The 19,769-nt window shown below is 46.9% G+C and carries 21 protein-coding genes and 1 riboswitch; of the genes, 11 read left to right on the top strand and 10 right to left on the bottom strand.

Annotation, left to right across the window (positions count from 1 at the left end; all coding sequences use genetic code 11):
* Window positions 1–5: 5 nt before the first annotated feature.
* Window positions 6–707 carry a 23S rRNA pseudouridine(2604) synthase RluF gene (gene rluF / locus ACYCS5_RS15275; RefSeq protein ID WP_029514947.1) on the top strand — a complete coding sequence of 234 codons (702 nt, stop codon included), beginning with the start codon at window positions 6–8 and terminating at the stop codon, window positions 705–707.
* A gap of 134 nt (window positions 708–841) precedes the next feature.
* On the opposite strand, the gene ACYCS5_RS15280 is transcribed toward rluF, so the two are convergent.
* Both ACYCS5_RS15280 and motA read right to left on the bottom strand, forming a co-directional pair.
* On the bottom strand, window positions 842–1,669 hold the full coding sequence (locus tag ACYCS5_RS15280; protein WP_029514945.1) for a flagellar motor protein MotB: 828 nt from the start codon (window positions 1,667–1,669) through the stop codon (window positions 842–844).
* Window positions 1,662–2,456 carry a flagellar motor stator protein MotA gene (gene motA / locus ACYCS5_RS15285; RefSeq protein ID WP_029514943.1) on the bottom strand — a complete coding sequence of 265 codons (795 nt, stop codon included), beginning with the start codon at window positions 2,454–2,456 and terminating at the stop codon, window positions 1,662–1,664. The genes ACYCS5_RS15280 and motA overlap by 8 nt, the downstream gene beginning before the upstream one ends.
* A 187-nt stretch (window positions 2,457–2,643) precedes the next feature.
* Between motA and ACYCS5_RS15290 the strand changes: the two genes are divergently transcribed.
* Window positions 2,644–2,937 carry a hypothetical protein gene (locus tag ACYCS5_RS15290; RefSeq protein ID WP_013308186.1) on the top strand — a complete coding sequence of 98 codons (294 nt, stop codon included), beginning with the start codon at window positions 2,644–2,646 and terminating at the stop codon, window positions 2,935–2,937.
* 117 nt (window positions 2,938–3,054) lie between these two features.
* Complete coding sequence (locus tag ACYCS5_RS15295; protein WP_007428083.1) at window positions 3,055–3,354, top strand: 4a-hydroxytetrahydrobiopterin dehydratase; 300 nt, start codon at window positions 3,055–3,057, stop codon at window positions 3,352–3,354.
* A 78-nt stretch (window positions 3,355–3,432) separates the two neighbouring features.
* On the opposite strand, the gene ACYCS5_RS15300 is transcribed toward ACYCS5_RS15295, so the two are convergent.
* The 4 genes from ACYCS5_RS15300 to ACYCS5_RS15315 all read right to left on the bottom strand — a co-directional run bounded on the left by ACYCS5_RS15300 (window position 3,433) and on the right by ACYCS5_RS15315 (window position 8,013).
* The gene (locus ACYCS5_RS15300) at window positions 3,433–3,939 is read right to left on the bottom strand and encodes a GNAT family N-acetyltransferase (protein ID WP_459759733.1); all 507 of its coding nucleotides are present in this window, start codon (window positions 3,937–3,939) and stop codon (window positions 3,433–3,435) included.
* Window positions 3,940–4,241: 302 nt separating this feature from the next.
* Complete coding sequence (locus ACYCS5_RS15305) at window positions 4,242–4,742, bottom strand: C40 family peptidase (RefSeq protein WP_029514939.1); 501 nt, start codon at window positions 4,740–4,742, stop codon at window positions 4,242–4,244.
* A gap of 5 nt (window positions 4,743–4,747) precedes the next feature.
* A riboswitch (cyclic di-AMP (ydaO/yuaA leader) is annotated at window positions 4,748–4,885 on the bottom strand.
* Window positions 4,886–5,161: 276 nt separating this feature from the next.
* Window positions 5,162–5,989, bottom strand: a complete 828-nt coding sequence (locus tag ACYCS5_RS15310) for a hypothetical protein (protein ID WP_029514937.1) — start codon at window positions 5,987–5,989, stop codon at window positions 5,162–5,164.
* A gap of 11 nt (window positions 5,990–6,000) precedes the next feature.
* Window positions 6,001–8,013 carry a M1 family metallopeptidase gene (locus ACYCS5_RS15315; protein ID WP_069011489.1) on the bottom strand — a complete coding sequence of 671 codons (2,013 nt, stop codon included), beginning with the start codon at window positions 8,011–8,013 and terminating at the stop codon, window positions 6,001–6,003.
* Window positions 8,014–8,137: 124 nt separating this feature from the next.
* On the opposite strand from ACYCS5_RS15315, the gene ACYCS5_RS15320 reads away from it, so the two are divergent.
* Together ACYCS5_RS15320 and ACYCS5_RS15325 are read left to right on the top strand one after the other, a co-directional pair.
* Window positions 8,138–8,644 (top strand): YwhD family protein, encoded by a 507-nt coding sequence (locus ACYCS5_RS15320; protein ID WP_029514934.1) that lies wholly within the window; start codon window positions 8,138–8,140, stop codon window positions 8,642–8,644.
* A 438-nt stretch (window positions 8,645–9,082) separates the two neighbouring features.
* Entirely contained in the window at window positions 9,083–9,589 is a 507-nt protein-coding gene (locus ACYCS5_RS15325) for a PTS sugar transporter subunit IIA (protein ID WP_029514933.1), read from the top strand.
* Window positions 9,590–9,689: 100 nt separating this feature from the next.
* Here ACYCS5_RS15325 and ACYCS5_RS15330 read toward each other — a convergent pair whose 3' ends face one another.
* On the bottom strand, window positions 9,690–10,439 hold the full coding sequence (locus ACYCS5_RS15330; protein ID WP_029514932.1) for an MBL fold metallo-hydrolase: 750 nt from the start codon (window positions 10,437–10,439) through the stop codon (window positions 9,690–9,692).
* A 141-nt stretch (window positions 10,440–10,580) separates the two neighbouring features.
* Here ACYCS5_RS15330 and ACYCS5_RS15335 point away from each other — a divergent pair, with 141 nt between their 5' ends.
* Window positions 10,581–11,120, top strand: a complete 540-nt coding sequence (locus tag ACYCS5_RS15335; RefSeq protein WP_029514930.1) for a histidine phosphatase family protein — start codon at window positions 10,581–10,583, stop codon at window positions 11,118–11,120.
* 56 nt (window positions 11,121–11,176) lie between these two features.
* On the top strand, window positions 11,177–11,530 hold the full coding sequence (locus ACYCS5_RS15340; RefSeq protein ID WP_459759734.1) for a YunG family protein: 354 nt from the start codon (window positions 11,177–11,179) through the stop codon (window positions 11,528–11,530).
* Window positions 11,531–11,755: 225 nt separating this feature from the next.
* Here ACYCS5_RS15340 and ACYCS5_RS15345 read toward each other — a convergent pair whose 3' ends face one another.
* Together ACYCS5_RS15345 and ACYCS5_RS15350 are read right to left on the bottom strand one after the other, a co-directional pair.
* A complete protein-coding gene (locus ACYCS5_RS15345) occupies window positions 11,756–12,568 on the bottom strand; it encodes a pentapeptide repeat-containing protein (RefSeq protein WP_029514927.1) in 813 nt (270 codons plus the stop codon).
* A gap of 118 nt (window positions 12,569–12,686) precedes the next feature.
* A complete protein-coding gene (locus tag ACYCS5_RS15350; RefSeq protein ID WP_459759735.1) occupies window positions 12,687–13,079 on the bottom strand; it encodes a VOC family protein in 393 nt (130 codons plus the stop codon).
* 118 nt (window positions 13,080–13,197) lie between these two features.
* On the opposite strand from ACYCS5_RS15350, the gene ACYCS5_RS15355 reads away from it, so the two are divergent.
* Together ACYCS5_RS15355 and ACYCS5_RS15360 are read left to right on the top strand one after the other, a co-directional pair.
* Window positions 13,198–14,274: a hypothetical protein gene (locus ACYCS5_RS15355; protein ID WP_459759736.1), complete on the top strand. Its 1,077-nt coding sequence runs from the start codon at window positions 13,198–13,200 to the stop codon at window positions 14,272–14,274.
* A 108-nt stretch (window positions 14,275–14,382) separates the two neighbouring features.
* Window positions 14,383–14,847, top strand: a complete 465-nt coding sequence (locus ACYCS5_RS15360) for a transporter (protein ID WP_459759737.1) — start codon at window positions 14,383–14,385, stop codon at window positions 14,845–14,847.
* Between the two features lie 146 nt (window positions 14,848–14,993).
* On the opposite strand, the gene ACYCS5_RS15365 is transcribed toward ACYCS5_RS15360, so the two are convergent.
* Entirely contained in the window at window positions 14,994–17,051 is a 2,058-nt protein-coding gene (locus ACYCS5_RS15365; RefSeq protein ID WP_318628408.1) for a transglycosylase domain-containing protein, read from the bottom strand.
* Window positions 17,052–17,333: 282 nt separating this feature from the next.
* Between ACYCS5_RS15365 and speE the strand changes: the two genes are divergently transcribed.
* Together speE and ACYCS5_RS15375 are read left to right on the top strand one after the other, a co-directional pair.
* Window positions 17,334–18,161, top strand: coding sequence for a polyamine aminopropyltransferase (gene speE, locus ACYCS5_RS15370; protein ID WP_029514919.1), 828 nt, complete (start codon window positions 17,334–17,336; stop codon window positions 18,159–18,161).
* A 271-nt stretch (window positions 18,162–18,432) separates the two neighbouring features.
* Window positions 18,433–19,725 carry an MFS transporter gene (locus tag ACYCS5_RS15375; protein ID WP_069011485.1) on the top strand — a complete coding sequence of 431 codons (1,293 nt, stop codon included), beginning with the start codon at window positions 18,433–18,435 and terminating at the stop codon, window positions 19,723–19,725.
* The last annotated feature ends 44 nt before the right edge of the window (window positions 19,726–19,769 follow it).

The following is a 19,769-nucleotide window of genomic DNA, read 5'->3' on the forward strand; positions in this document are numbered from 1 at the left end:
ACAGGTTGCGCATTAACAAGTTTATCAGCGAAACCGGTTTTTGCTCGCGCCGGGAGGCAGACAAGCTGGTAGAGAGCGGTCGCGTGACGATTAACGGCGAAGTGGCTGTGCTGGGTAGTCAAGCGGAAGAAGGCGATGATGTTCGCGTGAACGGCAAGCCACTGCGCGATAAGTCTGATCACGTCTATATTGCATTGAACAAACCGGTGGGCATTACAAGTACAACGGAGAGCCACATTAGAGGCAATGTTGTTGATTTTGTGGGGCACCCGCAGCGGATATTCCCGATTGGACGCCTGGATAAGGATTCGGAAGGTCTCATTTTACTTACCAACGATGGAGACATTGTGAATAAGATTCTACGGGCAGAAGGCAAGCATGAGAAAGAATATATTGTAACAGTGGACCGCCCTGTCGTACCGTCTTTTGTGCAGGGCATGTCTAGCGGGGTGAAAATACTCGGTCAGCGGACGCTACCTTGTGAGGTGACGCGTGTATCTGAGTATGTATTCCGTATTATCCTGACTGAAGGGAAAAATCGTCAGATCCGGCGTATGTGTGCAGCCTTCGGTTATGAAGTTAAAAAACTGCAAAGGCTGCGAATCATGAATATTCGGTTGGGGTCCCTTCAGAAAGGTGCCTGGCGTGATCTGACAGAGGCTGAGAAGCTGGAGCTTGGTCAGATGCTCGATTATACGCTTAGCTAATGCCAGAGGGGCTCGTATAGCCTAGAGCGTATGATCGTCGTATCTGAAAGGGCAAAGTACAGGAAGCACTAAACAAAGAGGCACCAGCTGCATAAAAATGCGGCGGTGCCTTTGTTCATATAACATATGCATAATCAACCTTCACTCGAGCTTGAGGTAGGACTGATGACTTGTGTCCCGTTCTGATATTTGCGGAGAACAGATATTTCAACACGACGGTTTTTAGAGCGTCCTTGACCATCTTGATTGCTTGCCAATGGACGATACTGGCCATAACCGATGGATACAAACTTGGTTGGGTCGAGATCTGGATTGAGCAACAAGATACGCAAGAAATTCAGAGAGCGCTTGGCGCTCAAATCAAAATTGGACGGGAACTGGCTGTTGGAGATCGGTACATTATCCGTGTGACCCGATACGATAACATCATAGCCAGGGAACTGCTGGAGCATACTAGAAATGGACTTGGCCAGCTTTCTTGCTTCCGGCTTTACTTCGGCCTGCCCGGATGAAAACAAGGCATTATCACTAATGGTGATCATTAGTTGCGATTGGTTTAGCTTGGTATTCAGCAACGGGGTCAGGCCGTTATTTTGAATGTATTGATCCATCTGTTTTTTAAGCTTTTTTAAATCTTCTTCTTCCCGTTGGGCCAGCTGTTTTTGCAGTTCAGAGGTAGAAGTAGCTTTCGATTTTACGGGTTGTGACACTTGTTCTTTATTTTTGCCCATATCCATGGATTGTGACGACGGATTCGCAGCTGAGTGATCCAGCACGCCAGTGCCGCCATTAAAAGCTGCACTCAGGGATTGAGCCATAGTTTCAAATTTTTTGGCGTCGAGCGAGCTCATACCGAATAAGACAATGAAAAGAGCCAACAGAAGGGTCATTAAGTCGGAATATGGCAACAGCCAGCTTTCGTCAGCATGCTCTTCATGCGGTTCATGTCTCTTTTTACTCACTGGAATCGCCATCCTTCTGGGTCATCGTAGCCCGTTCGGTCGGAGTCAGGAAGATCGTCAGTTTCTGACTGATGGCGATCGTCGATATCCCCGATTGAATGGAAAGCAGACCTTCGACCATCATTAATTTAAGCTCGACTTCTTTTTTGGATAACCGTTTCAGCTTGTTGGACATCGGATGCCACAGGACATAACCTGTAAAAATACCGAGCAACGTCGCAATGAAGGCTGCTGCAATGGCATGAGAGAGCTTTTCCATGTCACTAAGGTCGGCCAGAGCGGCGATCAGACCTACAACCGCACCGAGTACCCCGAGCGTTGGAGCGTACATACCGGCTTGGGAGAAGATCAGCGCGCCAGAGCGATGTCGATCCTCGGTGGCATTGATATCCTCCATTAGAACGTCCCGTACGAATTCCTGATCATTGCCGTCAATAATCATTCGCATGCCGCCACGCATAAAGGGATCGTCGATTTCCTCTACCTTGGATTCCAAGGCGAGCAGACCTTCACGACGGGTAATGGATGCCCACTCGGTAAACGTACCGATGAGCTCTTTGCGGTCTAATAGTTTTTGTTCGGTAAAGATAACCTTGAACAGCTTCGGAATCCGTTTGATTTCTGCCATCGGGAAGGCCATAAATATACTCGCTGCCGTTCCGACGAAAATAATCATGTAAGCAGCGGGATTATTGACCAGATTGACGACCGGAGCGCCTTTTAAGATCATCCCGACGACCAGTGACAAAATCCCGAGCACAAGTCCGATAATGGTTGAAATTTGCATGATACACCTCATCCATGAGAATAGATTTTGAATCCTTTCATGCCGCCGGGGTCGTCCTTGCCCCAAGCGCGTCATTACAAGACGGATTATAGTATTTATCGACAAAACTCTCTTTTTTGTTAAGTGCGAATTTCCGGTATAATAAGGTGATTATGTATTGAATGGCGGAACCATTGGAGGAAATGGCATGGGAGTAAAGCATGGACGTGAGTATGAACAAATTTTGAACGATTTGACAGAGGCTGTGGGGCGCATCCCAGATAGCTATGAATTTTTTGAGATGGAAGCAGAAGATTGGGACAGGCTGGACCCGGCGGGACGTCAGGAAGTCAATGAAGCTTTGGCAGAAGACTTATTTTATGCACTGGGTACAGAGCCCACAATCACTGTAGGGAGTGGCGTTGTGATCTATGAGCCGGAGCAGCATCGTATCTATGTACTGATTGGGGACGAGGAGCTGACGTCAGTCCCTTTGATTTGAGGTCCGTCTTATGGATTTATCAACGGGGCCGTGGTAATATGTACACCAATATATCGTAGTTTTGGCCGTATTTAAGCGGTCGAAAGGCTTCCGTATAAACGGGGAGGAGTTCGTAACATGCCTTTTACACAAGAAGAGATTGAAGCACATCTGGAGAAACTGGAGGGCTGGGAGCTGGAGGAAGGACGTTGGATCGTTCGGAAATATAATTTTTCCAGTTTTATGAAAGGGATTGCATTCGTGGATGAAGTTGCCGCTATATCTGAAGCATTCAATCATCATCCATTTATTACGATTGATTACAAGACCGTGACTCTGCGTTTGACCTCTTGGGACGATGGCGGTATTATGGCCGTGGATATTAAGGAAGCCCAACAATATAATGAAGCTTTTGAAAAAATGCGTAGCAGTCATTGAGCTTGTAATGTTCTGTCGTATGATGATAAAAGCGCCTTCGCTATACAACATCGTGGTTGTATGCCGAAGGCGCTTTTATCATAGAACCTGGGTTGGGTGGTCTGGACGATATACCATACAATAAAACGGTTTTTTTCCATCGGGAGTCTGGCGTTCATAGGTATCTGTAAGCTCAAATCCAGCCGCCTTGTAGGCCCGAATAGCACGCCCATTCCAAGTGAGCACCTCTAGATCAATTTCATTCTTCGGGTTGCGTCGTTGGGCTTCCTCTGCAATGGCACGGACAAAATCTGATCCTTTGCCATGTCCGCATCTTTCAGGATGCATGCCAAGACCTAGCCGGGTCACACCGATCATAGGAAAATATTGAGCAAATCCTGTCAGCTTGTTCTCTTCATCCAGTACGGCAACATATTGCTCTTGGCGAAGCGTGGGACTCCCAAATTCGACTTCAAGCGCCTTCATTTGTTCCCAGGGGAGCCAACCGTATATGTTATAAGGTGGATCATAGCGCCACTCACAGATTGCAGCCGCTTGATGCTCGTCCATCGGTACGATCCGATAGTTGGATATTGAGGCCGGCATGTGTTCCATCCTCCTTTTACAGGTGCTTCAATCATTAACAACAGATTGTAGACAAGTCGCAGGGGAATAGCAAGCGTGTTTATTTTATACCCAAGACGGGTATACATTCAATAAGAAGGAATTACTGCTCATATGCTCCCCCAGCGGTGACGGTAAAACCGACGATGTTCGCTAAAATTGAAACCTTTTGAGGTGTCAGTTCGTCAGTAAAGATAATCATTGCTGATGTTGTGGACATAAAAAGCCGCAATTCGATTCCGGCAGAATCAAATTGCGGCTAGAGTTAGCTTGCTGTGCGTTAGTTATTCTACGTTGTCGTCATCAGGAATATCTGAAGCTACAGAATGGTAAGCGTCTGTGCTCATAATTCTTTTTGCACCGACATAGCGGTTAGCGTAATAATTTTCGTTCAGTGAGCTAACTACTACACCACGTGAAGTCGAGGAGTGGGCAAATTTCCCTTCACCTACGAAGATACCTACATGGGAAATGCCTCTTCCTGTGGTGTTGAAGAACACCAGGTCCCCAGGCCTCATTTCATCGCGGGATACAGAAGATCCCATTTTGAATTGTGATCCAGATTGATGCGGAAGTTTAATTCCCAGTTTGTTGAATACATACATTGTGAAGCCGGAGCAATCGAATCCCTCGAGTGTAGTGCCTCCGCTTCTGTAGTTCGTTCCTTTGGCATCTTGGATGACCTGGTCCATCTTGGAGTCTGCAAATGCACTGCCGCCACCGAATGTAAAAGATGTAAAGGCAATGGCAAGACTCATAGCTGCGATCGTTAGCTTCTTCTTCAAAAAAAATATACCCCTTCCAATGCCTGCGAGGTTAGCTTAAGGATTCGGTAGAAGGTTCCCCTATGACCACTCTGTTGCGAGATCAATTCACCCAAACTGGTTCCCCCGCTTCCTAGGTGCCAGGAATTAGGCTTTACTTAAGATGTGCACCTTGGAGAGCAGTATTCACAATAACGATATTTTTGAGATAAAGGTTACAATAAAGATTACAAAGTTGTTACTATCAGTTCACTGCGATTATTGTAACAAAGTCGGCTGGCTTTGGCAAATGTTTCATTGCAAAAAGTTACAAAAAAAATCTGCTCCTAATGTCCCAGGAACAGATCTTGTTAACAGTATTCAGTTATGTGCCGTTTGCGCGGTTATGCATAAAGTTTTTTCGACAGACGGAAATGAAGTGATTAACATAAAGGAAGGGCTTAGCTTCTACTGGAGATATCGGTATGCCATAGTCTGTACTGCGAACTGATATGCCACAGCCTGACCAGACTAGTAACAAAATGATACGATTGTTGGAGAATGAGCGCGAGCATGCCAGTCCAAATCATTGCCACGGTGCCAAATAGACCGAAGACCAGCAGCACACAAGCACCGAGCAAAAGGGATATACCGACAGCTGGGAGAAGCTGGCGAAAGAAGGCGAGCAGGGACGATAGTATGGCGTGACCACCGACAGTGCCTAGTTGCATATACAGGATGCACTGCCGAATGAACCATCCGTATGCCATCCATCCCATGGCATAGGGCAACAAGTGCAGCAGGTAAGAGGGAGATTGAAGCGTACCTGCTACAATAGGGTAGAGTCTCGGTACTACCCAAAAGGCGGGAATCAGCAGCAGTCCCAACTCGATGATGTAATACAACAGCGACGACATGCCATGGCGTTTCATACCTTTGAAAAAGGACAGGCTTTGCGGCTCAGTCGCATCGGTATGCAGGCTTTGATATATTCCGGCTCTAATGAAGGGAGTGATTAGTATGCGTAGTACAGTCGCCCCTAGTAGTATCCACAAATACACATGTACTTCCCGGCTGTCCATCAGAGCAATCTGGCTCTCCATCCAAAACAAGGTCTGTCCCAGCTCGTTTTGACCCTGATCAGGATAACGGAGCAATAGCGGGATAACGGCAGACTGCACCAGTCGATAGAGAAACACCCCCCACAGTAGTCGATACAGAAATAAAATGATAACGATATAGAATCGTATGCGCACCAGCGCCCAGCCCTCTTTTATAACAGTCCGCATCTATAGACACCTCACCATGACAGACTTCCAAGCAGTGTCTCCAACAGCTTGGTTACACTTATACTCCAACGGGTTTGTTGCTTTTCGTCCAATTCGGCTTTTAGGGTATTGTTAATATGCTTGTTCTCCAGTGCAATGGTATATAGGGGATCAAGGGTTACATAGGAAACGGGAGAAGTACTTTTGATCCGAAAAGTTGTGCTTTTGCCCGCACCGTCCCAAGCCTTGAATTTCGTGGTTCCATCCTTGAAGGTAAATTGGACAGGGATCTTGGGATAATCCGCCCCTTTTTTGCTGACCGTCACGACTGCTTCATATCCATTCTCCAGCTTGTGGTTTGTGATGTGATCCACTGAAAAGTCCGCCATCTGGCCGTCATATACATACTGTTCAAAATAGTGGCTCCATGAGCGTCCGGTGACTCTCTCCACGATACGTTGAAAATCCTGTGAGGACGGATGCTTAAATCGGTACGTCTGGACGTAGGTCCGCATAATGCGATCCATTTTTTTCATACCCACCTGACGTTCAATGCCCCGTAGTACCAGCTTGCCTCGAGAGTAGGCATTTTGCGCGTACTCAGCAGCCGAGCCGTACTTCCATGACTCACGGTTTAGCGGCTGTGGGGAGGATACCTGTCCCGATTGTAATGGCAAGTTGGGGGTAAGCCCATATTCTTGCTCCATAAGTCGCTCCTCTGCATAGGAGGTGAAGCCTTCATCCAGCCACGGCTCCTCAAATTCATTATTGGCTACCATTCCATAGAAATATTGATGTCCAATCTCATGAACTAATGTCCGTTCCAGACTATAGCCAGGATTGAGATTACCCGCAGCAGCGGCCGTGATGAGTGTCGGATACTCCATGCCGCCAGCTCCATTGCCTGATTTAGGTGGAACCACGATGGACAGGGTGGAATATGGATAAGGCCCGTACCATTTGCTGTAGTACAAAAGAGCGGCCTTCGCTGCGCTCATATAGCGTCCTTTGAGCTCCTTGTGCGATGGGTCAAGGTAGAGCTTGATTTTGACACCAGGGACTTCAGCAGAAGAAAAGGGTTCTTCTACGGCTACAAAGTTGGGTGAAGCGGACCAGGCAAAATCGTGTACATCATCGGCATAAAATTGATATATTTTTTGGCCGTTCTGTCGGACGGCACCACGGGTGGGAAATCCGGTCGCTGCTACGATATGAGTTTCAGGCACCCGAATCCGTACGCTGTAAATTCCAAAATCGGCATAAAACTCGGAGTTACCATGATACTGGTGGAGGTTCCAGCCCTCCTCGGCGCGTCCACGCTGCCCTGCAGTCTCGTAGACACTGAGCTTCGGGAACCACTGTCCTGCCATTACAAAATCATCTGTCCCACCCATACGAGCAAAGATGGCAGGCAGTTTTACCTCAAACTTCATATATAATGTGATTTCTTCGCCACCTCGTACTGGCTTGGGTAGACGCACCTTCATGAGCGAACGGTCGCCTGCGTTACCGTCATCTGGCTGCACATATTGGATGCGATGCATGAGGGATAAACCGTCTTCTGTTTTTAGTTCAGTCAGCGTCATAGAGCCAAAGCCGTCTTTGGGCATGGTGTCTCCGCGCAGCTTTCCACCGGATTCCTTCATAAAGGTGGTTTCCATGGAAGAGAAGGCGTTCGGGTATAGATGAAGATACAGATCATTCACGGTTTTCTTGCCCGGATGTTTCCAGGTCAGTGTCTCAGTGCCTCGCAAAACCTGTCCCTTTTCCAGAGATACATCAATGTGGTACTCTACCACCCGTTTGCTGAGGATTTCTGTAGCGGGTTGTGGAGGGTTCTTGGGCAGGTCAGGCAGGATGTTTGCCCCTAGAGGCTTGCCCACATTTGGGGCAAGCGCAGACTCAGACAGGGAGCCGTATAGTGGTTGGCCTATGGACTGCGGGTCGGATTGCGATTGGGGCTGCCAGGCAAACCATAACGTCCCTGCGAGGAGACCGAGGGCTAGTGTAGACAATAAAACGATTTTAGTGCGTGCTGGGGTCATACAATGGATACCTCCCGTTGACAAGCATCTACAGCATGTATATGTTTGCTTTCAGGAGATTATTAGTTAAAATATTTATAGTGTAGAATGAGTGTGAAGACGGAAAATGGAGGTCTAGTGACGCATGAGTGAAAATCAGCCGGACGGCAAAAAACAGATTGCACTGAACATTGTCAGTGGCAAGAGTAAACATAAGGGTTTCGGCGCAGGCTCAATTGACCTGAACAGCATGTCACCGGTCATCATTGACCGAGGAGAGGCGAAAATTGATATCGGTGCCATGCATGCCAAAAGTAAAGTAGAACGTGGTATCAAGTTCTCTACGAATAAAGAGGACGTACCGAACGGACGCCAGGTATGGCTCGTATGGGTAGCTGTGGACCGTACAGCCGAAGGACGTATGTACGGCGGCGCCACCGCCTGCGAGATGCTGATTGACGACGAGGCCAAACGCGGCTGGAAAATCCTCGCCGATCACGTCAACCGTATGGATTACGCGCTCAAGCGTCGTTTCATGCTGGAGGATCTCGGCAGCGAAGATAAGGCAGCGCTCAAAAGCCTGCTCATTTCGCATAACGAGGAATGGTGGGACGCTTCGCCTGAGGAATTGAAGCAAGCGCTGGAAGGGTAGGCCAAGCGTTAACACGATTCCAGTGTACACAACTGCTTAAAGAGCAGTCGGCAGTAAGGTTCAGAAGTAGACCGATACCTTGGTTGGGGGCGGTCTACTTCTTTTTCATGTAGGTAAGCAATGCTGAATGAACATGCCAAACATGATCATCAAAGAAATTGCTGGAAAAGTATACTATAAAAAATCTGTTTTTAAGAGATAAAACACTTAAATCCGCAATTTGTTAGAGCACCTCCAAGTTACATGAAAATTATTGTAACAGATATGTAGTTATGAACTGATAGCTCCTTGACATCCTGGAAAGGCATTCACTATAATTCAGATAGAAATCGCTTCCACTCTTCTTTCTATTCATTTTGTGGAACCGGTTCCTTGAAAGATGTAGTTAAGTCCTATTTACTGTTTATGAATGTAATCTCTAAATAAGGTGGCATCGTTATGTTTAAATGGTTGAAAAAGAAGGCGGCTCCTCGTATTGAAGAATTCGAAATGATAGCACCAATCAAAGGAAAAGTGGTTTCCCTGGAGGAGGTTCCAGATCCTGCGTTCTCTACGAAAGCTATGGGGGATGGCATCGCTATTCATCCGTCTGAGGGTAGGGTCACCGCTCCTTTCGCGGGAAAAGTTGCCCATGTCATGGAGAAAAGTAAGCATGCTCTGATTATTGAACATGAATCCGGCGTACAAGTTTTGATACATGTCGGGATTAATACCGTCTCTCTCAAAGGACAAGGGTTTAATCCTCATGTCCAAGTAGGAGATAGCATTAAAGCTGGGCAATTATTGATGGAGTTTGACCTGGATGCGATTCAACAGGGTGGATTGCCTGTAATTACGCCGGTAATCGTTCCAGATGGGCAAGAGATGATTAGCCATGTGGAAATCCTGGAAGGTACATCTGCCTCTCCAGAAGTACCTGTATTAAGAGTTCACTTAAAAGCCTAGTTCTCATTCAAAAAAGACTAACCAGGAATTCCTGGTTAGTCTTTTCTTTAGATGATTCACTGACCAGTCAAGGGGTGGGTACGACCATGTAAATCAAAGGTTAGGATTCATATATTTCAGATATCCGCTGATTACAATTGCCTTCGTACAGCCCTCCATGAAAGCAGACCACTTTTTTAATATCATATGGCAGCAGGTTTTTAAGAGATTCTTTGGCCATATTGAAATCACAGCAATATTGCGGGTCTGGAGCCAGTAATTTGCCGCTTACCACGCGTAGAGCATCTCCTGCAATCAGGGTTTGACTGGATTTATGATAGAAACTTAGGTGTCCTGGTGTATGTCCAGCAGTATCTATAACTACGATCCCCCCACAGAAGGGCAGTTTCTCTCCGGCAACGATGGTGGAGTTTACAATAGCCTTTGGGGGATTTTCAAGTGTACGCCGGAATGCGTGTCTCCACTCTACCGGAACGGATTCGGGCATGGAGCTTACAGCTTGATCTATTGCTTCTGGAGTCAGCTTTATAAGCTGTTTTTCTCCCTGTATATAGGGCTTTTCGATAGAACTGGCTAATACTTGAACTGGGGATGAAGAGGCTCGGACTATATCTGCTAAACTGCCGATATGGTCAAGGTCCTGGTGTGTTATTAATATAGAGGTAAGTTTATGGATTGCTAATCCGGTGTCTAGAATAGCCTCATGTAAAAGTGAGAGTTGCCCGGGGTAAGCCGTATCAACTAAAATCATGTTATCTTCGTCCCACACTAAAGTCGGGTGAATACTCTCTATACTTCCCATAATGTTAGCAGAAACCTGGAGCATGTGTATTCCCTTGTCTAATTGCATCGAATCCCTCCCATAAGAGTTGATGTAATACAAAGGAATCGTATCATTAAACATAAATATGTAAACCTATACTATATCATAAAAATAATTATTTGTAAATATGTAGAATTTTAAATTTGTGTGACAGTTAGGAGTGATGACGTGAAGAGAATTTATTTTGTCAGACATGCCCAAGCAACAGGACAGGAACCAGATGCCCGACTTACCGATGAGGGTACCCGACAAGCTGAGCAGTTGGTTGATTTTATGGAGAATGTAGGTGTGGAATATATTGTGTCCAGCCCGTGGAAACGGGCCGTGCGAACCATTCAGCCCTTGGCTGAACGGAAACAGTTGCAGGTGTATACTGATGTACGTCTTCAAGAACGGGTACTTAGCCATGAGCATTTGGATCATTGGCTGGACGTGCTGGAACAGACCTATTTGGACGAGGACTTGAAGCTGGAGGGAGGGGAATCATCCCGTGAAGCAGTAGATCGAGGAATCCAGCTTGTTCAGGAGCTTATAGAGCGGGCGGAAAAAACGGTTATCATTGTAACTCATGGAGCTTTACTATCTCTTCTCATTCGACATTACGATCCGCAGTTTGGGTTTGAGGACTGGAAAAAGCTTTCGAATCCCGACGTGTATTTGCTAGAACTGAAAGAAGCAGAAGCCAAGATTCACAGAGTGTGGGGTTGAAATAAATAAAGCACGTTCACATAAGTGCAGAATGGAATCGAAAGGGGAGGCGCATGTTGAAGGCAAACCGTTTTTTAGAATTAGAAAAGGCGTTGTTTCGAGCTTGGTCTTTGGAGTCTAGCTCTAAATGGACAGCAAATAACCCCGCGTCTGGGCAATGTGGTGTCACAGCACTCGTCGTTCAGGACAGGCTTGGCGGCGATATTTTGAAAACATGGCTGGATAGTGGTTGGCACTATTACAACCGTATTGGTGAGGGCATTGTAGATTTTACGAGGTCTCAATTTTCAATCCCTCCACAGTATCAGGATGTATACTCCAACCGGGAGGAGGCTTTTTCGGACACCAATGCAGAGCAGTATGCAGCCTTAAGTCGGAGATTGAAGGAATTTCCAAACGAAGGAGAATAAGGGGATTTAAATCTTGATGCAGTCATAAAGACGTGATTTTTGAACCTGATCCAATGGAAGGTGCTTTTTGTTGCCCAATATACATTAAAGAACTGAGTAATCAGTAAAATTCTTGAAGATAAGAGCTGTATTTACGTTATAAAATGAGCTATATACTGAGGTAAGAATAATAAAGAAGTCGTGCGCTAACACGACTCGAATATACAACCACTGCTTAGAAAAAAACTAATGCAGCCAATGGTATGGAATGCTTAGAGAAGGGGGCAGTTTGGTTTTACAATTGCCCTTAGCCGAATTTAATTGCGCCTGTGTAAGAAAGATACTTCCTTCCAGATTAGCCCCACTTAAATCAGCATCTCTAAAATCCGTACCGATCAAGTCTGTCATTCTCAGGTCAGCCTCTCGCAAATCAGCAGCAATCAGTAAAACTCCTCTCAGGTTGGTACCTCTAAGATTAGCGCCTCTTAAATTAGCCCCGATAAGGTCTCTACTTCTGATTTTTTTACTATATTTGTTGTGCTCTATGTTTTTCTTAACTTTTTCTCGTACTAACTCACTTGTTTGTAAAAGTAAATCATTGACTAACGCCCTATGGGTGGGTACATGAAGATTTATGAGAGATTTTGGATCTTGATTCGTAAGCTGCTCGGTTTTCGCCATAGCCTTTTGTAAGTCTGTATAGATGGGATGAGTTTCTTTTAAGTTAAGGGCTTCATTTAGGTAATAAAGCATTTCATGAAGCTGTTGCATGATGGGAAATATATTGAACATTTCCTCAGCTATTGCCGGATCGTCTCGCCAGCTTTTTCCGTTGTATGTAACTTGGGAAACTTTTTGGCCAGCTCCAAAGCAATCATATACTGTACAGCCTCGCAAGCCGTTATTTCTTAGGTTCTTATGAATATTACAACGATAATCCGCATTTAGGTTTTGACAAGGGGTTCCTCCGTCCTTATTAAAAGCAAAATCGGCTGATTTAGCATAAGGCAAGGCTACACAGCATAAACCAAAACATTGTTCACAATTTGCACTATACAATAAACACACATCCTTTTATTGGCACCTATTAAATATAATATTACCAAAAAAAGATGGAGCATGGTCTATTGTTTTTCTATAGACTTCTAGAGTCTGCTGGATCGTTTAGAGAAGAAATTTAGTCTTTTGCCAAATTTAATTGCCATGAAACACCGTATTTGTCTTCAACCCAGCCAAATTGTTGGCTTACGGGCGAGGCTTCAAGGGGCATTAGAACTCGGCCTTCCTGAGATAGCTGACTAAACACACGATGAATTTCTTCTTCCGAATCACAAGTGACGAATAGCGATAGAGCTGGGGTAAAAGGGTGTTTGTCCTGATGGTTATAGTCTATAGCCATAAAGGTTTGCCCTTTGAGGTTGAATACGGCATGTAACACGGTCCCATCTTCCTGATGGAAAATGCTCATGATACCAGACGGCTTAAAGACAGAGGTATAATATTGCATGGCTTCTTCTGCTTGACCAGAGAACATGAAAAATGTTGTAACTTTTGGATTGGAATCATGCATGAGATCAACTCCCTAGACTGGATCGTAGATGGTAACATCTTTCCTCTTTTTTAATAGAAATATTCAGCATTAGAGAATTGCTTTATGAAGACGTACACACGTGAAAGGAGAAAACAGGATGATGGACGCGACAGCAAGACTTATGGATATGTTCGGCTCAGGCAAGAAGCTGGACGCCAGCATCATTTCCGCCTATACGGATGTGGTTGCCCAATATGGGACAGTGGAGGATGCGTGGGAGTTATATAGGCTTTTTGTAGAAGATCCCCACCATTATATCAGGGGGTTGCTCCTCCAGCCGATCATGAGATGCGGGGATGTTACTTTGGCGCAGGATATGTACGAGCGTTATGTGCGAAATCAGGCATCCCCAGAACATATACCTGACGGTGTGCTGTATGTGCTAGGTTATTTGGGTTATGTGGAGGCTGCTGCTGATCTTGTCGCTTTGGTGAACGGATCGTATGGAGCTGTGTCTGTGGATGCCTGTTTGGGACTGGTACATCTTCCATGCGAACCGTACCGTGAGAAACTGGCGGCTGAATTGGAAAAAGTATTGGATCAGCATTTGTTTAATGAATTCTTACCTCTGCTAAGCTTCAAATGTACTACTGAAGATATGATTCCGCGATTGGTGCATTGGGGAGAACGACATGCCTCGGTAGACTGTAATGGGGGAATTATTGCTGGAATTGCCTTGTTTGGAGAGGAGCAAAGGGATACGATTCGGTCTATTTTGTGGAATCCGCTTTGGGAGGCTCATGGAACAGCTACGGGAAGCTGTGTGTGGTCTTATATTGCTATGCAGCATGTAGGGTTGACCTTTAGAGAGCTTATTCAGGATATAAAAAGCTACGATGCATCCATAGAAGATGTACAGGCATTGGAATACCGTTTAGACGTGCTATATGAGATGTTGGAACTCAAGCTAAGCTATACAGCCCGACCGATCCGGTTCGCTCGCTGTAACGAGGAATCATTTGGTCGGCTCTATAGCGATTTATTTAGCTGGTCCACAGAGCATAAGGATGACTCTATGATAGGCTGGATGAACGACAATTTAGGGTATAAGCATCGGCTGCTGGAACAGTATGATGCGCTCAGGAAACGAGTCGAGATTAAAATGATACATGAAATTGAGCTGGAGCATGTTCAAAAAAGGAAGTTAATCGTATCAGGAAATAAGAATTTTTGATGTAAAAGGACGAAATAGCGGAGTTTGGCGGAGATATGGGGATTCGCCCAGTCCGCGGGCTGGTGTCCCGCATAGGATACATCAGCCTAGACACAAGGAGTGAAACACATGTCTTTACTGCCACAAGTTCCTTTCGGAACGCAACCGGGTATTCCGGGTCCATTCACGCCGTCAAGTCCTTCGATTCCACAATTTCCTGATATGCAGGATTCGTTCCCGTCTCCGATAGGTCCGCCACCAGGCCCAGGATCATTTTCGCCACAGCCGTTCTCACCGCCGCCGCAAGGGCCGTTCGGTCCGCAAGGTGGGCAGCAAGCTCAAGCACCCACTTCTCCACCACCGCAATTTACGCCACCGAAGCCGCTGGTTTCGGCCTATGCTGTTGACCCTGGAGCCGTCTTCGGTTGTTTGTTCCGCAACACGTTTGTATGGCTGACGAACGGAGAGCGTTTTTGGCTGTACCCTGTCTTTGTAGGCAGAACATCGGTAGCGGGTTTTCGGTGGAGTGGACGTTTTTGGTTTTATTATGGTGTAGACCTCAACCGTATTGAGTCGTTTAGCTGTTATTGGTAATAGCGCAGCTTTAGGGAAGAGCGGGGTTTAACGGGATGATGGCTGATGGCACTGGCAAGAGAGGTAAATGGGCATATGAGGTAAGTGATGCGAAAATAAAAAGACTGAGAGAGCGCTCATCGCGTTCCCCCAGTCTTTTTTTGCTATTAATCCATCCACCAACGCTTAAAATTGCCCCACCACGATTTCTTTTCAGCTTGTCGCTCCGCTTGGTCAGTTGGTGTGGATGCCGGTTGGTTATCTTGCCCCGATAGCGTCTCCTTCGGCTCCGTGCCGCTGACGAATACCTCCAGCCGCTTGTCCGGGCTGTCCGGTGCAGCCAGCTTGCCGCTGGCCGGGTCAATATAAGCGCTGACTACGCCGTCAGGGATAGGAAAGATTTTGGGTGGCACATTCTCCAGCGCTTTCTCCGTATATTGCGCAAAAATCGGAGCCGCCCGTCGGGCATCCTGTGTGCTGATGTCCTTGCCCTTGTCATAGCCGACCCAGACAGCGGTGGACAGCTCGGGGGTAAAGCCGACCATCCACGCATCGGTGTTGGTCGTGCCGCTCTTGCCGGCAACCGGGCGCTTGATCAGCTTCGCGACCCGGTTGCCAGTGCCTCCTTCCTCGAACACGCCTTCCATAAGGCGTGTGAGGACGTAGGCGGAGGCGGGCTTCACCACCTGCACGGGCGCGGCTTGGGGCGCTTCGTACAGCGACCGCCCGGCAGCATCGGTGATGCGCAGCACTGCCACCGGAGCCACCTTTTGCCCGCCGCTACCGATGACCGAGAAGGCCGAGGCCATCTCGAACGGGCTGACGGGCGACACACCCAGCGCTAGCGAAGGTACGGGCTTGAGCTCGCTTGTAATGCCCATTTTGCTGGCGAGATCCATGACCTTATCCGTTCCCACCTTCAAAATGGTGCTTACGGCATAGATATTATCGGACGCCGCAATTGCGCGCCGAAGATCTATTTCGCCCAAGTATTTGTCTCCAAAATTTTTGGGCTTATAGGTCTTGCGGTTGTTATCGTAGTGGAACAACGTCGGTCGGCTTTCGAACTTGGACGTACTCGTCAATTCGCCGGAATCCAGTGCGCTTAGATACATAATCGGCTTGAAGGAGGAGCCAGGCTGCCGGGTTGTGGCCAGCGCATGATTATATTGATTCCCGACATAGTTCGTTCCGCCGACCATGGCCTTGACATGTCCGTTGCGCGGGTCCATGGAGATTAACGCGGTTTCCAGTCCGTTGCTGTTCTTCATGCCTTCGTTTACAGCCGCCTCGGCTGCTTGCTGCATGTGCATGTCCAGCGTGGTATAAATACTCAGGCCGCCATGCTCAAGCACCCCTTCGCTAATCCCGAGCTGATGTGTCACCAACTGGCGGACGTAATCGCGGAACCAGGGAGCGGTTTCCACTGTCCGACGCTGGCTCTCGGGCCGCAGGGCTAACATTTCCTCATAGGCCTTGGTGGCTTCAGCCGGTGTAATTTTGCCGATAAGCGCCATGGAGTCCAGAACAATTTTCTGCCGATCCTTTGCATTTTTCATATGATTATACGGTGAATAGTAGGTCGGCCCTTTCGGAATACCTGCTAACAGGGCGCTTTCGGCCAAGTCCAGATCCTTTGCGGATTTACCGAAATACATTTGCGAAGCTGCTTCAATGCCATAGGCGCCGTGACCATAGTAAATTTCGTTCAAATACATTTGTAGCAGCTCATTTTTGGTGTACTTCATTTCAAGCTGTGCAGTATAGATGGCCTCCTTGGCCTTGCGCGTCCACGTTTTCTCATGAGATAAGTATAGATTGCGTGCAAGCTGCTGAGTCAGCGTGCTGGCCCCTTGCGACATATCCCAGTGGGTCAGATTAACGATTACCGCCCGGCCCAGACCTTTGAAATCAAAGCCAAAATGATCGTAAAACTTCCGATCTTCCACAGCCAGGGTAGCTGCAATCAAATCGGGTGAAATGTGATCAAGCTGGACCGGAATGGATTCTTTGCCTCCAGCAGAGAAAGTGGCGATGACTTTCCCCTGACTATCGAGCAGACGTGAATTCCGATCCGTATCCGCGAGCGGAAGGCTGGTCGTGTACAAATAGGCGAGCAGGATGCAGGCGGCGATGACCGTCAGGATCGTGAGAGACATCAGTCCTTGAAACAATCGAAGCCAAAGCGGTTTACGCTTGGGGGATCGTCCGGTCGTATCGGTCATCATGCCACCTCCTTCCATAGTTGATGTTCTCAGTATAGTCAATCCGAAAGCGTCTATTCATCAGATACACATACGTGTCTATTTTAAACAAGATTAAATCTCCAAATTGCTTTAGCAGCTCATTCAGGTATCACTTATAATGCAAAAAGTGTGAAATTCCAATGTGTTTGGTACAATAAATATAGCAAACTTGGCGTTTGCGTGTTACTGATATAAGGAAAGTCAACGTTTATGCTACCGGATTGCCGGACACATACTTTGATCAGAAAGAAGGTTGGAATGATGGACTTGTGGTTTACGGAGAAGCAGACTCCCTCTTTCGGTATTACAGCAAAAATCAAACAAACCTACGTCTCTGAGAAAACAGATTTTCAGGATCTGGCTATGATCGAGACAGAGGAATTCGGCAATATGCTTGTTCTGGATGGCATGGTGATGACAACGGTTAAGGATGAATTTGTGTATCACGAAATGGTAGCACATCCAGCTTTGAATACACATCCCAATCCGAAAAAGGTTTTGGTTGTGGGCGGTGGCGATGGCGGCGTTATTCGTGAGGTCATCAAGCACCCTGAAGTGGAAAAGGCTGTATTGGTGGAGATTGACGGTAAGGTGATAGAATATTCCAAGAAATATTTGCCTGAAATCGCAGGAAAGCTGGACGAGCCTAATGTAGAAGTGCTGGTCAATGACGGATACATGCACATTATTGAACACAAAAATGAATACGACGTCATTATGGTCGATTCGACGGAGCCCGTAGGTCCGGCAGCCCCGCTGTTCGAGCGCGGGTTTTACCAAGGTATTTTTGAAGCATTGAAGGAAGACGGTATTTTCGTTGCACAAACGGATAATCCTTGGTTCAAGGCAGATCTGATTCAGAAGGTTAACAAAGATGTGAAGGAAATTTTCCCGATTGTGCGTGTATATGGTGCGAACATTCCAACCTATCCGAGTGGTCTATGGACATTCACGTTGGGTAGTAAGAAGTATGATCCGCTCGAAGTAGACGAAAACCGAATTCCAGAGATGGACACCCGATATTATAGTCCGCGTTTGCACAAAGCGGCGTTTGTACTACCTAAGTTTGTAGAGGATTTAACGAAGTAAACATTTTAAGAAAAAGCGTCTTAGTGGTCTTTATTGCCTGTTTTTGGGCGGAAAGGAGCGCTATAGGCGCTTTTTTGTCTTGAATAAGATTTAAAAATGGCCATGATGCATACTGGACACTGAATTTCCTTTTAAGATAAAAGAAGGAAATTTAAGGGTGTGTGTAGAATATACAAAAAACCAGACATTTAACAGATTTGTAATGTCAACAGGGACGGTTTGGTTATGGAAATACATAAATCGGCGATGTACCAAAGAGGGGGAAACTTTTTTGATCAGACGCTCTTTTTATTACCTGTGGGGGTCCCAGACGATCTCCAACGTAGCAGATATCATCTACATGTTGAGTGTAGTGGTATTGGTGTTCAGCTCAAGTAATTCCTTAATGACGACTATTCTAATCCCGCTGTTCCGATTGTCTGCCCAAGTGCTTAGTGGGCTCGTTGCACCAATCGTCCTCGGCCGATTTCGGCTAACACGCGTGTTGCTATTTTCCCAGTTTGGTCAGTTTGTCATTTTTACGCTACTGCTGCTTTATTTGTGGATCGTACCTGAGCAGAGGTCGTTTCTATTTATTTTTGTGATGGTGTTCGGTATGTCTTTTCTGGATGGCTGGACCAATCCTGCGCGTAATGCGCTTGTACCCCGTTTGGCTACGGGTGAAGGGCTAATGCGTGCCAACGGCATGGTGGCGGTCAGTGATCAGGTGGTCAGGTGTGCAGGCTGGGCGCTGAGCGGAATTATTGTGGCTTGGCTGGGTTCCCTGAATACGCTTGTGATTGCATCCTGTTGTTATCTCGTGGCTGTAACTGTCACGTCCTTTATTCGTGATCCGCTGGATCAGAAGGAATTAAGTCTTGAAGCTTCGGATTCCTCGACAAATGCAGTAGAGCCTGCAAAGGCAAAGGAAAAAGGCTCCCATTGGAAAGAGCTTGGGGAAGGCTGGACAATCATTTGGCACAACCGTCGTATTCGTTCTCTGATGATCGTCGATAGCGTGGATAGTATCGGGGGAGTCTCCTGGCTTGGGGTATTTATTCTGGCGTACGTCAGCCAAGTGCTGCATCGGGATGCGAGCTGGTGGGGCTTTATGAATGCGTCCTTTTTCTCGGGCACGATTTTGGGTGGATTGATTGTCGTTGGCTTGGTCAAGCGATTGCAAAAGAACAGCTTTTTGTACATGCTCGGAGCATTGCTGGTGTATGTACTGATTACCATTGTATTTGCGCTGAATACCATCCCCGTTGCTGCGCTTATTCTTTTTGCTGTATCAGGCTTACCTGTTCAAATGGCGGGGATTATTCGCCGCACCTTGCTGCAAACCAGTGCACCGCCAGCCCAGCTGCCCAAAGTGATGGCGGGAATTGATGTGCTTACAAATCTCGCTTTCGGTCTGTCTTTGTTATTCATGGGCTGGTATGCAGACCGTTTCGGTATGGTGCAGGTGTATTTGTTGGCTGCGGCCATGACTACCGTTGCTGTTCTGATCGGCTGGTTCTACCGCAGGGATTTTCAGGAAAGTGAGCAAATGGACCAACCAACCGCTACGGGCGCTGGGATTTAAAATTGGGGTTCCCGTTAGGCGTGACAGCATTCATTGGATGAGTT

The sequence above is a fragment of the Paenibacillus sp. SEL3 genome (assembly GCF_054602585.1).

What these genes read in the sequence shown, in the direction of transcription:
- ACYCS5_RS15310 (WP_029514937.1), bottom strand. Translation starts at nt 5,989, where the DNA reads ATGCGGACTGTTATAAAAGAGGGCTGGGCGCTGGTGCGCATACGATTC.
- ACYCS5_RS15350 (WP_459759735.1), bottom strand. Translation starts at nt 13,079, where the DNA reads ATGCATGATTCCAATCCAAAAGTTACAACATTTTTCATGTTCTCTGGT.
- ACYCS5_RS15325 (WP_029514933.1), top strand. Translation starts at nt 9,083, where the DNA reads ATGTTTAAATGGTTGAAAAAGAAGGCGGCTCCTCGTATTGAAGAATTC.
- speE (WP_029514919.1), top strand. Translation starts at nt 17,334, where the DNA reads ATGGACTTGTGGTTTACGGAGAAGCAGACTCCCTCTTTCGGTATTACA.
- ACYCS5_RS15295 (WP_007428083.1), top strand. Translation starts at nt 3,055, where the DNA reads ATGCCTTTTACACAAGAAGAGATTGAAGCACATCTGGAGAAACTGGAG.
- ACYCS5_RS15360 (WP_459759737.1), top strand. Translation starts at nt 14,383, where the DNA reads ATGTCTTTACTGCCACAAGTTCCTTTCGGAACGCAACCGGGTATTCCG.
- ACYCS5_RS15365 (WP_318628408.1), bottom strand. Translation starts at nt 17,051, where the DNA reads ATGACCGATACGACCGGACGATCCCCCAAGCGTAAACCGCTTTGGCTT.
- motA (WP_029514943.1), bottom strand. Translation starts at nt 2,456, where the DNA reads ATGCAAATTTCAACCATTATCGGACTTGTGCTCGGGATTTTGTCACTG.
- ACYCS5_RS15320 (WP_029514934.1), top strand. Translation starts at nt 8,138, where the DNA reads ATGAGTGAAAATCAGCCGGACGGCAAAAAACAGATTGCACTGAACATT.
- ACYCS5_RS15355 (WP_459759736.1), top strand. Translation starts at nt 13,198, where the DNA reads ATGATGGACGCGACAGCAAGACTTATGGATATGTTCGGCTCAGGCAAG.
- ACYCS5_RS15330 (WP_029514932.1), bottom strand. Translation starts at nt 10,439, where the DNA reads ATGCAATTAGACAAGGGAATACACATGCTCCAGGTTTCTGCTAACATT.
- ACYCS5_RS15300 (WP_459759733.1), bottom strand. Translation starts at nt 3,939, where the DNA reads ATGCCGGCCTCAATATCCAACTATCGGATCGTACCGATGGACGAGCAT.
- ACYCS5_RS15290 (WP_013308186.1), top strand. Translation starts at nt 2,644, where the DNA reads ATGGGAGTAAAGCATGGACGTGAGTATGAACAAATTTTGAACGATTTG.
- ACYCS5_RS15315 (WP_069011489.1), bottom strand. Translation starts at nt 8,013, where the DNA reads ATGACCCCAGCACGCACTAAAATCGTTTTATTGTCTACACTAGCCCTC.